Here is a 13,418-nt window from a genome sequence, read left to right as displayed (position 1 = left end):
CTTATTGACATTCTCATAGGCATAGTATATAATAACTCTTGCGTCTTAAAGACGGGAGAGAATGACGGGTATATTATGCCGGTGCCGGGGTGTGGCTCAGCTTGGCTAGAGCGCCTGGTTTGGGACCAGGAGGTCGCAGGTTCAAATCCTGTCACCCCGATTTTCAACTCAATAAATTGCATATATGCAGGTGTAGTTCAATGGTAGAACACTAGCCTTCCAAGCTAGATACGTGGGTTCGATTCCCATCACCTGCTCTGAGAGAGAAGCCTTACAGGGCTTCTTTTTTTGTATTATAAAACAGTGTTGGCATGATGGGATCCGGAAATGTCTGTGAACAAAGTAGCAGAGATAAGGAGGAAATTGTTAACAAGTTTCAAACAATTTATTTTAAAAGGAGTAATTATTACATTGATTGAAATAAAGTTTCGTTATACAATGGATTTATTGACAATTTAGTTTCATTTCTTATAATTAAAAGTGAGGACGGGATATGATGAAAAATGTATTGGTAAGACTGCAGGAGTACAGGGTACAGGCCAACGGAGCGGAGAAGGACCTGGTCCGGTATCTGCTGGAAAAGCCGGAGGAAGCATCCAAACTCAGCATCCATGTTCTGGCTGAGAAGACCTATACCTCGGCGGCCACGATCATCCGGCTGTGCAAAAAGCTGGGATTCAGCGGCTACAAGGAATTTAACAGTTCCCTGAATTACGAGCTTGCACTGCGCAGTGAAGCGCGTAAGGACATCAGCACGGAAATCAGCCGGGATGACGGACTGAAGGACATTGTGGATAAGGTTACTTACAGAAGCATACAGGCGTTGGAGGACACTCGCAAATTAGTGGACCTGGACGAACTGCAGAACTGTGTGGACATCATTGAGAAGGCTGAGACCGCAGGGCTGTTTGGGATCGGATCCTCTCTGCTGGCAGCCAGGGATATGTATCTTAAGTTCCTCAGGCTTAACAAGCCCTGTATCTGCAATGATGACTGGCATTCCCAGCTGGTGTGCGCCAGGAACCTGACAAAGGAGGATGTGGCTGTCATATTCAGCTACTCAGGCCTTACCAGGGAAATGCTGACCTGCGCCAGGGTGCTGAAGGAACAAAACGTTCCCATTATCACCGTGACCCGGTTTGCGGAAAATGATCTGACACGTCTGGCTGACTGCAAACTGTATGTGTCTGCCAAGGAACTGCTGGTGAGGACAGCGGCAACCGCATCCAGGATATCCCAGCTGAATATCATTGACATCCTGTTTACCGCATATGTGAAGAATAATTACGAAAGAAATATTGCCAGGCTCAAAAGCAATGTGATAACAAAGGACATTATATAAGTTCATTTTCACATCGGATGTCCTGAACAGTTACGTATATTTTAAGGAAGGAAGGACGATCATGGAACTCTTAACCTATAACCAGGCATATGAAGCCCAGGTGGTGGAACTCTGGAACCAGGAGCTTTTCGCCGACCCCATAACCGTACATAAATTCCGCCGGCAGGCACTGTTGGACGACAACTTTGATTCGGATCTGTGCTATGTGGCCAGGGAGGATGAAAAGACAGTGGGATTCCTGCTGGCCACCAAACGTAAATTTCCTTATCTGGAACGCGGCACAGAGCCGGAGCGGGGATGGATCAATGTGATGTTTGTGGCAGGGGAATACCAGGGAAAAGGGATTGGCACTGAACTCCTTTTGAGGGCTGAGGGGGATCTAAAGGCAAGGGGAGCAAAGAACATCACCCTGGCAGCCTATAGTCCCAGTTACTTTTTCCCGGGTGTGGATACTGAGAATTACCCTGGGGGCGCTTCATTTTTTGAAAAGCATGGCTATGTACAGGGAAAGACCAGCTACTCCATGTGCAAAGACCTGCACGGCTACCGCCTGTCGGATGAGACAAAGAAACGGTTAAAAAAGGCAAATGAGGCAGGTTTTTGTTTTAAGATGTTCACTTACCAGTACGCGGTGGACCTGCTGAATTTTGCCCGGGATGAATTTGGCGGGGGATGGAAACGCAACTGCCTGCTGACCATGCAGCATGACCGGGCAGAGGACTGTATCCTGCTGGTCCTGGACCAGCAGGATCAAATATGCGGATTCTGTACCAGGATGATCGATGAGAATCCCATGCGCTTTGGTCCCATTGGGACAGCGGAGCGTGTGAGGAATCAGGGGCTTGGCAGCATCCTTTTTGACCTGGCTCAGCTGGAGATGGAAAAGCGGGGGATCTATCACCTGTATTTTGTATCCACGGATGAACCGGGGCGCAGGTTCTATGAACGCCATGGAGTTCATGTGTTCAGGACATTTAAAGATTACCGGAAAAATCTATAGGGGAGGGAACAGGATATGGAAATTGCAAAACGCGTGGTGAGTATTGGAGCCCATTCATTGGATGCTGAACTGCTGGGAGGGCCTTTGGTCATAAAATATGCAAAGCAGGGCAGCCGCTGCACCCTGATTCATGTGACACAGGGCAGGCTGGAGGATCCCAATGCGGCAGAAGAGGAAAAGCAGGCGTATCTGAAGTCGCTTCTGGACCAAAACCAGAGGGCGGCCAAGGCTCTGGGCGGGGATACCATCTGGCTGGGATATGTGTCCAGCAGCATGCCCTCCCTGGAAGACTTTGCCGGACGCTTGGAAGAATATTTTGAGGAGGAGAAAGTGGAACTGGTCATCACGCACTGGCGCGGTTCCATGCATCCAAGACATATCAATACCCATGACGCAGTGACATTGGCAGTGAAGCATTTAAGGAAAAAAGGAAACCCCATCCGTCTTGTGTACGGGGAGACCTTTGAGGATCTCCAGGGCTTTATCCCCCAGGCATATTACAGCCTCAGTGAGGAGGAGACGGACCAGTGGTTCAGGGCCCTTAAGGAGTACCAGGTATTTAAGGGGGAGATCAATGATTTCCCATATATTCCTTATTATACCACCAATCTCAAGGTAAGGGGAATTGAATCAGGAAATGACTGCAATACAGTGGGCTATATGTATGCAAGCCAGATAGAGGAACGCTTATGGTAGGGTTGAAGGGAAAAGATAAGGAAGTATTATCCGGTTTAAAGACAGAGAGCAGGAACCCCAGGACATTGGACCTGGACCTGATGAGTGTGGGGGAACTCCTGACCGTGATGAATGAAGAGGATAAAAATGTCATTGAGGCGGTAAAACAGGCGCTGCCGCAGATCCAGGAAACCGTGGAAGCGGTCATCTGTGCGCTGAACAAGGGGGGGAGGCTGATCTACGCCGGAGCCGGAACCAGCGGAAGGCTGGGGATCCTGGACGCGGTGGAGTGCCTGCCCACATTTTCCACCACGGACGAGGTGGTGGGGATCATGGCAGGAGGTGAGAAAGCCTTTGTCCACGCCCAGGAGGGAGTGGAGGATTCCAAAGAGGAGGGCAGAAAAGACCTGGAGCATTTAAAGGTGGATGAGCGGGATGTGGTGGTGGCCCTTTCTGCTTCCGGGCGCACCCCATACTGTATCGGCGCATTGGAATGTGCAAGGGAAGCAGGCGCATGCTGCGTGGGGCTTTCCTGCAACCGGCCGGCAGAGCTTACGGATTATTCGGATATCGCCATTGAGGTGGACGCCGGTCCTGAGATCCTCACAGGGTCTACCAGGCTGAAGGCGGGTACGGCTGAGAAAATGATCCTGAACATGATCTCTACCGCGGCCATGGTGGGGATCGGGAAAGTATATGGAAATCTTATGGTGGATATGCGGGCCACCAACCTGAAACTGGTGGAGCGGGCCAAACGGATCGTGTCCATGGCCTGCGGCTGCACGGAGGAGACAGCACAGGCAGCCCTTGAACTGGCGGATGGAGGGATCAAGGCAGCGATCGTCATGATTCTGACAGGGATAACGGCAAAAGAGGCAAAGGAACGCCTGGAGATTCATAAGGGATTTGTGAGGAAATGTTTGGATGGTACACACGGCCGTGACTGAAAGGAGGAACTGCAATGGCAGATTTGTATGTAAGGATTGACGACAGGCTGATACATGGACAGACCATCGTGGCGTGGTGCCCCACTCTGCAGATCAAGGAGATCGTGGCGGTGGATGATGTGAGCGCCAAGAATCCCATGCTTAAGACCATTATGACCATGGGGGTTCCGGGCACGTACAAAACGCATATTGTTACAACAGAAGAAGCCAGGGAGATATTGAAAAAACCGGGAAGCGGCAACCGGCTGATGATCGTAAAACAGCCTGAAGCCCTGACCGCGCTGAAGGAGGAGATCGCAGGAGCCAAGGCGGTTATGCTGGGAAACCTGGCTAAAAAGGAGGACTCCAGGCACAAACTGGACGGAGCCACGGGAATCTTTTATCTCAGTGACCGGGATGTGGAGATCTTGGATGGATTTGCTGCTGACGGACTGGATGTATTTTTCCATCAGCTGCCAACTTCAGCCAGGACCACGTGGGAAGCGTTTAAGAAAACAATTTAGCGTATAGGAGGGGAAGAAATGAGTGTCATACAGATTATAGCGATTTCACTGTTTGTGTATCTGGGTTCCATTGGCTCCATTGTGGGAAATACCATAGGGTGGTACACCCTGGGAAGACCCCTGGTGGCTTCCTTTGTGGTGGGCGTGATCATGGGGGATCTGCAGACAGCCATGATCGTGGGCATTGCCCTGCAGATCATGTACATGGGCAATGTGACTCCCGGCGGCGCCGTGGCCTGGGACTTGTCCTATGCCACCTACATTGGTACGGCCGGCGCTCTGGTATTTGGAACCGGCATGGAAAGCACACAGGTCATCGGCCTGGCCGTGGTGTTTGCGGGAATCGGCGGACTGGTGGGACAGATGGTATGGAACCTGTCCTATGCCCTGAACCTGCCTTTAAACCGCCTTGCCAACAAGTACGCAGAGGCTGGTGAGACCGGAAAGATGTATATTCCCAATGTTGTATGCGGGCAGCTGATCGGTCTGGCCTGCCGTTTTATTCCGGCAGTGATCCTTCTGACCACCATGACAGCCGCATCGGCGCAGGCGGATTTTGCGTCCATGATACCGGGCTGGCTCACAACCCTGCTCAGCACCTTTGGCGGCATGATGGCGGCTCTTGGAATGGGGATCATCATCTCGTTCCTGTTAAAAAAGCAGTGGCAGATATGCATTTTCCTGCTGGGCTTTGTACTTGTAACTTATTTTAACTTAAACACCATGGCGGTGGCTGTGATCGCAACCCTGCTGGCAGTGATCTACTATGTGTTTCAGATTGAGCAAAAGGAGGCAAGGGCATGAGCAGGCAGTTAAGCAAAAAAACATTGGATCAATCATTCTGGAACTGGTTTTTCTGGAACGGCTGCTCCCAGCAGGCGGAGAGTATGCTGGGCATGGCCTTTGGCCAGTCCATGGCTCCTGTTGTGGAGGAACTGTATGACACCAAGGAGGAAAAGGCCCAGGCTTTGAAACGCCACGTGACCCTCTTTAACACAGAGGCACAGGTGGGATCCATCTGCAACGGCATTGTATGCGGCATGGAGGAAGCCAATGCCAATGGACAGTGCACGCCGGATGTGATCAACACCGTAAAGGTGGCTCTGATAGGCCCCACATCCGCCATTGGCGATTCACTTTGGGTGGCCACCATTATCCCCATTCTCCTGACCATATGCATGTCCATTTCACAGGGGCTTGACAGTTCCATGGCATGGGTGGGGGCTGTCATCTATCTGCTGGCTTATCCGGTCCTGACCTGCATCCTGTCCAGGAAATTGTTTTACTTTGGGTACAAGTCAGGTCTGGAGGGCATGTCCGGATTTATGGCAACCGGTAAAATGGATATTCTCACCAACTCCATGAATTTCATGGGACTTTTGGTAGTAGGCGCCCTGACCGCGTCCTTTGTCAGCTGCTCCATCCCGTTCCAGATTGTAAAGGATGTATTTGACGCGGCTACCGGGGAGGTGCTGGCAGGACAGGTGATATTTAACGCAGACGCCACAATCAACAACATTTTCCCAAGGCTGGTGCCTTTGGGGCTGACCCTGGGCGTATACTGGCTGTACGCCAAGAAAAAGTGGTCGCCCCTTAAGCTGATGGGGCTGATACTGGTCCTGGCAGCCATACTGACCGGTATTGGGTATATGAGCGGGTTCTACGCATAGCCGGCCGCCCTCAGGGCAGCTGTCTTAAAAAGGGGAGTAAACAATAGAAACCAGGAGGAGCTTAAGTGACAGGACTTGTAGTGACAGGCCACGGGCAGTATGCGCAGGGAGTGATGAGCGCCATCGAGCTGGTGGCCGGTGTACCGGAACAGGTACAGGTGGTTAATTTTGTAAAAGGGGAGGGCATAGAGGAACTGAAGTCCCATATGGTGCAGGCGATTCGTGACCTGGAATCGGATGATGTGCTTCTTATGACCGATATCCTGGGCGGATCGCCCTTTAATGTGGCGGTGCAGCTGCTGGCGGAACCGGTTGGAAAAAATCTCAAGGTGGTGGCGGGAGCAAACATGGCATCCGTTGTCCAGGCCGTGTTCATGCGGGAAAATGTTCCCTTTGAGCAGCTTCCGGGCCAGGTGATCCAGGCGGGCAGAGAGGGAATCGTGGATGTGTCGGCTATGATGGAAGGAGCCGTGTAGAGGGACTCCATGCGCCTTATAAGAAATGCCGGAAGATGCTTTAGCAGTTCTCTTTAAAGAGGTTCAAAAAGGGTCTTCAAAAAAAATATAAAAAAGTGCTTGCAATCTTCAGAAACCTATGGTAAACTATCTCTCGTTGACAACGGTAGACGGACAAAGTGTGACATCATGGTAAGTTGTCAGCGAGTGTGAGTCTGTAGCTCAGTTGGATAGAGCAACGGCCTTCTAAGCCGTGGGTCGGGGGTTCGAATCCCTTCAGGCTCATTGAGCGCAAGCTCTGAATTGAATAATTATGTATGGTGGGTATGGCGAAGTTGGTTATCGCGCCAGATTGTGGCTCTGGAGGCCGAGGGTTCGAATCCCTCTACTCACCTTTCCCTTATGGGAATTTTTTTTTATCTGGATATTTTATCTGAGATTTTTGGGCCGTCGCCAAGCGGTAAGGCACAGGACTTTGACTCCTGCACTCGAGGGTTCGAATCCCGCCGGCCCAGTTAACATAATTGACAGGGCAGCTGTTCTGCCCTGACCAGCAGATGTACCGGTAAAGGTATGTCTGCTTTTTTGTTTCTAAAAATTTGTTCCGCCGAGAAGAAAGGAATATAAATTTTATGGATTATACAGAAAGCCATCACAGAATACTCACAAATTCCAGGTATGCTGGTTAAATGTGGAAATCTTGAGAGAAACAGGGAGGTAGGGTCCGCAGGATGACAAATGAGCAGTATTACGATTTTATCAAGCCTTATGAGGATGCCAGGCGCGTTCTGAACACCCGCATGGAGGTGTTAAACCACACCCTGTATAAGGAACGGTCCGTTTCCGGCCCCATACACAACATCCAGAGCCGGATCAAGGAAAAGCGGAGCATTGAGGAAAAACTCAGGCGTTTGGGGTTTACGGACAGTATGAACAATGCCAGGAATGAACTCCAGGATATTGCGGGAATCCGCGTTATCTGCTATTTTGTAAATGACATTTATAACATGGTGCATATCCTCAAACGACAGACCGATCTGGTCCTGATCAAGGAAAAGGATTATATACGGGTTCCAAAGCCTAATGGTTATCGGAGTTACCATCTGGTCCTGGGCATTCCAGTATACTGTCTGGACACCATGGAGTATTTTCCGGTGGAGGTGCAGTTTCGGACCATGGCCATGGATTTCTGGGCCAGCATGGAGCACCGGGTGTGCTATAAAAAGAAACCGGAAAACAAGGAGTGGCTGGAGCAGGAATTCTGCCGTTATGCCCGAATCCTTAAAGAGATAGAGAGCGAATTTGAAATCCATAATGAAAGAAAATAAAGTGCTTTATAACCGGCATTCAGGGATTTTTCCCCGGATGCCGTTTTTTTCCCGCTTTTGTACATAATAATGGGTAAGGATTTCCATGATAAAGGATATGGAGGTAACAGTTATGCAGAAAATATGGATATGCGGGGCCAACGGGCGGGTGGGCAGAAAGATGACGAAGATCTTAAAGTCCCAGCCGGTGGAACTGCTTTTAACAGATATGGATGACCTGGACATCACGGTTTCCAGGGATGTGATGGAATATGCCAATATTAACAGGCCCCATTTTATTGTAAACTGCGCGGGAATGACGGACCTGGGCCAATGCGGGCAGAACAAAGAGGAGGCCTTTAAGGTCAATGCCCTGGGAGCCAGGAACCTGAGCATAGCGGCCAGGATGGGGAAGGCCAGGCTGGTGCAGTTTTCCACAGATGATGTGTTTGACGGTAACAGCCGGATCCCCTATACGGAGTTTGACACTCCGGCGCCTCTGACCGTGTATGGAAAATCCAAGCTGGCGGGAGAAAATTTTGTAAGGGAATTCTGCAGCCGCCATATCATTATCAGAAGTTCATGGATCTTTGGGGAAGGAAGCCCCTATCTGGAGACCATACTGGATATGGCTCAGAGGGGCAAGACCATACAGGCGGCAGGGGACCAGTTCGCGTCTCCCACAGGGGCAAAGGAACTGGCTGAAAAGGCCGTGGAACTGATGTATCACGGGGAAGACGGCCTTTACCATGTGACTGGCAGGGGGATCTGCAGCCGCTATGAGTTTGCCAAGGCTGCGGTAAGCCTTTTGGAACTTGATACCCAGACCGGTATTCGGACCGGTGCCCGTGTGGTGGAGGTAAACTCGCCTGAGGACAGGCTCAGCGCCATGAGGCCGTCATACAGTGCTCTGGATAACATGATGCTCCGCATATCGGGCATTGAGCAGCTGCCGGAATGGCAGGTTATGCTGGAGGCGTTTATGGAGCGCCGGAAAAAGAGGCGGGAGGGACGGCTGGTCAAATGAAAGAAAAGAGGAAAATAGGTCTTACAACAGCTATTTTTATCGGGCTGATACTGGGCGCTGTCACGGGGATTCTGCTTCATTATGTGGTCCCCGCCGGACCGGTCCGGGACAGCGTGGTTATAGACGGTATTTTTTATGTGGTGGGAAACGGTTTCCTGCGCCTGATGCAGATGCTGGTGGTCCCACTGGTATTCTGCTCCCTGGTGTGCGGCAGTATGGCCATGGGGGATACAAAAAAGCTGGGGAGAATCGGGGTAAAGACACTGGGATTCTATCTTGTGACAACAGCCCTGGCCATCACTGCGGCCATTCTGACCGCCAATGTGATCGATCCCGGCAAAGGGCTTGACATGACCTCCATTGAGACAGCGGACGTGGCCATTGGGGAGCGCGCCAATCTGGCGGATACCCTTCTTGCTATCATCCCCACCAATCCCCTCCATGCCCTGGCAAGCGGTGACATGCTGTCCATCATCCTGTTTGCTCTGTTCGTTGGTGTGATTCTGGCAGGCCTGGGGGAGAGCGGGGAGACTGTGGGGAATTTTTTCAGCCAGTTTAATGATGTGATGATGCAGATGACCGTAATGGTCATGAAGCTGGCCCCTTACGGCGTGTTCTGCCTTACGGCCAGGACCTTTTCCGGCATTGGCTTTGATGCCTTCGTGCCATTGCTCAAATATATGGCCGGAGTCATGATCGCCCTGGCTATTCAGTGCCTGGTGGTCTATATGGTGATCCTAAGGGTATTTACAGGCCTTAGTCCGGGTAAATTCTTAAAAAAGTTCCTGCCTGTAATGGGATTTGCCTTTTCCACAGCCACCTCCAATGCCACCATACCCATGTCCATTGACACACTTCACAGAAAAATGGGAGTTGCCAAACGGGTATCCTCCTTTACCATTCCTCTGGGAGCCACCATTAATATGGACGGCACGGCCATTATGCAGGGCGTGGCCGTGGTGTTTGCCTCACAGGCGTTCGGCATTCACCTGGCCATGGCTGATTACCTTACAGTCATCCTCACAGCCACCCTGGCGTCCATAGGCACGGCCGGAGTGCCCGGGGTGGGACTGATCACCCTGTCTATGGTATTTGCCTCTGTGGGGCTTCCTGTGGAGGCTATTGCGCTGATCATGGGCATTGACCGAATCCTGGATATGAGCCGGACTGCGGTGAATATTACGGGGGACGCGGTGTGCACTACCATTGTGGCCAGCCAGGACGGGGCGGTTGACCGGGAGGTGTTCAATGACCCGGAGGCCGGGGCGGGAATGGAGGAGTGAATCCGGGAGTCAGGAGCGGTCTGGGGAGAAAGGGAGCGGACCGGGGAGAAAGGAACGGACCGGGGAGAAATTTCTTGACGTTCCCTGCTGCGGATTTTATACTGGTACCAGGAGATTCCGAGAGTACACGGAGAAAAGGCAGGAGGATGTCATGAACGTATTTGGGATGGAGTTTAAAAGCAGGGAAGAGAGGGAGCGGGAGGAACAGGAGTACCTGTACCGCATTTTCCCTGGAGGGAATGAGCAGAAGGACCGGGTGGAAAAAGAACTGACATCCAGGCTGCCCGGCCTGGACGGCAAAGGACTGATGCTCTATTATATCCTGCTGCGGGATGCCATGACGGGCAGGGATGGGATGTGCTTTGAGGATGCGGCGGCCAGGATATCCAAGAAACAGCGCATTCTAAAGGCAACGCCTGAGATGCTGTCAGTGGTAAGGGCTGTTATGGATGAAAATTCATGAGGACAAAGACGACAGTGCTGAACGTACGGTTTCCGGGTGTGGGTGGATCCTCTCCTTCATGCTGGGTAAGGACCATATAAAAGCAGTGCGGATCTTTTGGACAGCCATGAAACTGTGAGCAGGGAAATGCTGGATGAGAAAAAAGCAGATGAGGCCATCACCATCTATCAGTCCAGATTCCCTGACCTTAAGATGGCGGCAAGTCTTAAGAGTAAGCTGAAGGTGACAGAGGACAGCTGAGGTTTTATCCTAAATTTATTCATATAATTTGTACATATAATTTATATATACAAAAACCCCGCAGATATCATACCTGCGGGGTTTTATTCATGCGCCAGAGAAGATTCGAACTCCCGACACTACGGTCCGTAGTTCCCATATTTTTGTTTTATAGCTTTCGTGTAGATTCACTATTTCTGAAAAAGCTAGGTTTTATGCGGGTTTTCGGTCTCCTTGTGTTTTGTAAATTTTACCCATTCACGTATTTTTTATGGACTTTTTTAAATCGTGTCCATAAATAGTCCATAAATTTTTTGATTTATTTCCCATATAGGGCCTGGGCAATCATATCGGAAGCATGATGATCTGCCTTTTGAAGGACGTGCCCATATATATCAGTCGTGGTACTGGTTTGGTTATGCCCCAGACGTGCAGCAACGGTTACAATATCTATTCCTGAGTACAACAGGATGCTGGCCTGGGAATGCCGGAACTTATGAGGGTAAACGTGCGGTAACCCTTCAGCCTTCTCAAATTTCTTGGTCCAGATGTTTAGGCTGTTAGGATCCATCACGGTACCATTTTCCTGAATGAATAAATATCCCTCCATATTGTAATCTGGGATTTCAATATATTCCCTCTCCTTTTCTTGATAAGTTTTATATTCCTGTAGCAAGGCTGCCATCTCATCTGATATGTGGATAGTGCGTGAGCGGCGTCCTTTGGGTGTATCTGCGAATAGTCCAAGATTCTTTATCCGTTGAATGTTTCTGTTTATTAGAATCTCATTCCGGTCGAAAGAGATTACTGACCAGCGGATGCCAAAAAGTTCGCCACGCCGTATTCCAGTATCAGCCAGCAGGCAGATCATAATACGATATTTAAAGGGATACCTCTCCAAAGCTTGTCTAATTTGAATGATTTCGTCAATCTCAAAAAATTCAGCTTCTTTGTGAATAACTGAGGGGGCTGTGGCAGCAGAAGCGGCATTAAAAGCAAGGTTTTCCTTTGTGCGGGCCATCTCTAATACAGAATGTAAAAAGGTGTGGTAGTGGTGGATTGTTTTAGCGGATAATCCATCTTCTCCACCAGGCGAGATGATATCAAATAACTCTGAAATATCCTTTCCAAGAGCAGCTGATAGTTTCCGGGCGGTCTCGATATTCAGATTATGTTTTTGAATTGCAAGAGTGACTGTGTTAGAACAGATTCCGGCAGCATCGGCCAGGGCCTTGTTCGTGAGTTTCTGGCGGTTACGTTCAGCAAGAAGTTTGTCATTGGCGACAGCCTTGACATCCTTACGTGATTCCGGTTTTTGGAGCTTGATGTAAAAGTCATCCAGATGTTTTGCTTTCAGCTTATCCAGCCGGATGGAACCTATCTCAGCATCTATTCTTGGCATGAGGGATTCATAGAAAGCAACAGATTTTTTCTTGTTTCCGCTTTTAAGTTCAATATAGCGCCGACAGTATTCTGATAGCGTACTGTTTTCCATCGATACTCGGCCTTCTCTACATTTGGCCTCAAACGCTCCCATTTCCTTTTCTAGGGCTTTTTTGATTGCCTTCTCAGATTTATATGTCTGAGGTACTTTCCAGCTCTCTGTGTATGGTTTAAGCTTCTTACCAGCATTGTCGCGGCCACGGAAGACCTGAATCTGATAGGAGATGATGTTTCCATCCTTGTCTTTATAGGGTACTGCGGTTGCCATTATATCATTCCTCCTTGAAAATCGGCATAAAAAATACACCCCTTGCCAGGATGCTCCAGAGATGATATAATTTGGTTGCGAAGCAAAATATATCTTCTGGAAGCAAACCCAGTAAGAGAATTATGTTAAAAGTCATTCCTGCGCCTACAGGGGTGGCTTTTTTCATTTATATGATCAAATATATCAATGAAAGATTCCGAACGCAATCCTTGTTTTTCTTGCTGTTTTTTTGACAAAATTTTTATATCTTCCAGCTTTATTCCAGCATAGTATTGTAGGATTTCGTATTTTAGGTTTTCTATCCTATATTTCACTGCTGCTTTAGGAACAAGGTATGTATCACAAGCTATATTGACAAAATCTTCTATAGCTACCTGATCAGGATGTTTTCCGACTAGATCGTATAGCATTGGTATAAACTCCCTAAATGGCATAAGAAATTCCGCTGCTCCTTCATTTGCTTGCCATTCAAGGAACGGATCCTGATTGGGTGCCGCCACTTCATTAAAACAATTGAATGTAGATCGTCCTGTATGCCGATGCAATGCTAGATGCATTGCTTCATGTCCACAATCAAAATTTTGCTCTCTGAATGTTCGTGCGCTGTTTAGTAGTATTACATCTGGATGTGGCTTTTTTCCAATTGCTGCCATACCACGCAAACCAGGTGTTCTAAAAGGTAGCGCTTCCATTTTTACACCAGTAGATTCAAATGTTTTTACAAGGTTTATTCCACATTGGAAATCTTTGAATCCCATAAAACGTTTGATCCGTATAACATTTTTGTATAGTTCAAATTTGTAATTCAGATCCAAT

Annotated in this window: 15 protein-coding genes and 5 tRNA genes; 18 read left to right on the top strand and 2 right to left on the bottom strand. The window is 49.3% G+C overall.

What is annotated here, in order from left to right; genetic code table 11:
* The first annotated feature begins 85 nt into the window (after positions 1-85).
* The 18 genes from HMPREF9469_RS09335 (at position 86) to HMPREF9469_RS31995 (ending at position 10,912) form a co-directional block, all read left to right on the top strand.
* Positions 86-160, top strand: a tRNA-Pro gene (locus HMPREF9469_RS09335).
* A gap of 26 nt (positions 161-186) precedes the next feature.
* Positions 187-257: transfer RNA gene (locus HMPREF9469_RS09330), tRNA-Gly, on the top strand.
* Between the two features lie 236 nt (positions 258-493).
* Positions 494-1,342: a MurR/RpiR family transcriptional regulator gene (locus HMPREF9469_RS09325; RefSeq protein WP_007861278.1), complete on the top strand. Its 849-nt coding sequence runs from the start codon at positions 494-496 to the stop codon at positions 1,340-1,342.
* A 61-nt stretch (positions 1,343-1,403) separates the two neighbouring features.
* Positions 1,404-2,342, top strand: a complete 939-nt coding sequence (locus HMPREF9469_RS09320) for a GNAT family N-acetyltransferase (protein WP_007861276.1) — start codon at positions 1,404-1,406, stop codon at positions 2,340-2,342.
* Between the two features lie 15 nt (positions 2,343-2,357).
* Positions 2,358-3,038 carry a PIG-L deacetylase family protein gene (locus HMPREF9469_RS09315; RefSeq protein WP_007861274.1) on the top strand — a complete coding sequence of 227 codons (681 nt, stop codon included), beginning with the start codon at positions 2,358-2,360 and terminating at the stop codon, positions 3,036-3,038.
* The gene (gene murQ / locus HMPREF9469_RS09310) at positions 3,032-3,964 is read left to right on the top strand and encodes an N-acetylmuramic acid 6-phosphate etherase (protein WP_007861272.1); all 933 of its coding nucleotides are present in this window, start codon (positions 3,032-3,034) and stop codon (positions 3,962-3,964) included. Before HMPREF9469_RS09315 ends, murQ begins: the two co-directional genes overlap by 7 nt.
* 14 nt (positions 3,965-3,978) lie before the next feature.
* The gene (locus HMPREF9469_RS09305; protein WP_007861271.1) at positions 3,979-4,467 is read left to right on the top strand and encodes a PTS sugar transporter subunit IIB; all 489 of its coding nucleotides are present in this window, start codon (positions 3,979-3,981) and stop codon (positions 4,465-4,467) included.
* Between the two features lie 18 nt (positions 4,468-4,485).
* On the top strand, positions 4,486-5,271 hold the full coding sequence (locus tag HMPREF9469_RS09300) for a PTS mannose/fructose/sorbose/N-acetylgalactosamine transporter subunit IIC (RefSeq protein WP_007861270.1): 786 nt from the start codon (positions 4,486-4,488) through the stop codon (positions 5,269-5,271).
* Positions 5,268-6,137, top strand: coding sequence for a PTS system mannose/fructose/sorbose family transporter subunit IID (locus HMPREF9469_RS09295; protein ID WP_007861269.1), 870 nt, complete (start codon positions 5,268-5,270; stop codon positions 6,135-6,137). Before HMPREF9469_RS09300 ends, HMPREF9469_RS09295 begins: the two co-directional genes overlap by 4 nt.
* A gap of 65 nt (positions 6,138-6,202) precedes the next feature.
* Positions 6,203-6,613, top strand: coding sequence for a PTS sugar transporter subunit IIA (locus HMPREF9469_RS09290; RefSeq protein WP_007861265.1), 411 nt, complete (start codon positions 6,203-6,205; stop codon positions 6,611-6,613).
* A gap of 190 nt (positions 6,614-6,803) precedes the next feature.
* Positions 6,804-6,877: transfer RNA gene (locus HMPREF9469_RS09285), tRNA-Arg, on the top strand.
* 34 nt (positions 6,878-6,911) lie between these two features.
* Positions 6,912-6,987 (top strand) — tRNA-His (locus HMPREF9469_RS09280).
* Between the two features lie 48 nt (positions 6,988-7,035).
* A tRNA-Gln gene (locus HMPREF9469_RS09275) sits at positions 7,036-7,107 on the top strand.
* A gap of 216 nt (positions 7,108-7,323) precedes the next feature.
* A complete protein-coding gene (locus tag HMPREF9469_RS09270) occupies positions 7,324-7,920 on the top strand; it encodes a GTP pyrophosphokinase (protein WP_007861263.1) in 597 nt (198 codons plus the stop codon).
* Between the two features lie 112 nt (positions 7,921-8,032).
* Complete coding sequence (gene rfbD / locus HMPREF9469_RS09265) at positions 8,033-8,926, top strand: dTDP-4-dehydrorhamnose reductase (protein ID WP_007861262.1); 894 nt, start codon at positions 8,033-8,035, stop codon at positions 8,924-8,926.
* Positions 8,923-10,209 (top strand): dicarboxylate/amino acid:cation symporter, encoded by a 1,287-nt coding sequence (locus tag HMPREF9469_RS09260; RefSeq protein ID WP_007861260.1) that lies wholly within the window; start codon positions 8,923-8,925, stop codon positions 10,207-10,209. Before rfbD ends, HMPREF9469_RS09260 begins: the two co-directional genes overlap by 4 nt.
* Before the next feature lie 151 nt (positions 10,210-10,360).
* The gene (locus HMPREF9469_RS09255) at positions 10,361-10,672 is read left to right on the top strand and encodes a hypothetical protein (RefSeq protein WP_007861254.1); all 312 of its coding nucleotides are present in this window, start codon (positions 10,361-10,363) and stop codon (positions 10,670-10,672) included.
* Between the two features lie 96 nt (positions 10,673-10,768).
* Positions 10,769-10,912, top strand: a complete 144-nt coding sequence (locus tag HMPREF9469_RS31995; RefSeq protein ID WP_156200059.1) for a hypothetical protein — start codon at positions 10,769-10,771, stop codon at positions 10,910-10,912.
* A gap of 298 nt (positions 10,913-11,210) precedes the next feature.
* Here the strand turns inward: HMPREF9469_RS31995 and HMPREF9469_RS09250 are convergent, their stop codons facing one another.
* Positions 11,211-12,602 (bottom strand): tyrosine-type recombinase/integrase, encoded by a 1,392-nt coding sequence (locus tag HMPREF9469_RS09250; RefSeq protein WP_007861251.1) that lies wholly within the window; start codon positions 12,600-12,602, stop codon positions 11,211-11,213.
* 125 nt (positions 12,603-12,727) lie between these two features.
* Positions 12,728-13,417: an ImmA/IrrE family metallo-endopeptidase gene (locus tag HMPREF9469_RS09245; protein ID WP_007861250.1), complete on the bottom strand. Its 690-nt coding sequence runs from the start codon at positions 13,415-13,417 to the stop codon at positions 12,728-12,730.
* Position 13,418: the final 1 nt, after the last annotated feature.

This window comes from [Clostridium] citroniae WAL-17108 (genome assembly GCF_000233455.1).
Taxonomy (GTDB): domain Bacteria; phylum Bacillota; class Clostridia; order Lachnospirales; family Lachnospiraceae; genus Enterocloster; species Enterocloster citroniae.
Note: the sequence above shows the minus strand (reverse complement) of the source record. Positions and strands in the feature narration are given on the sequence as shown.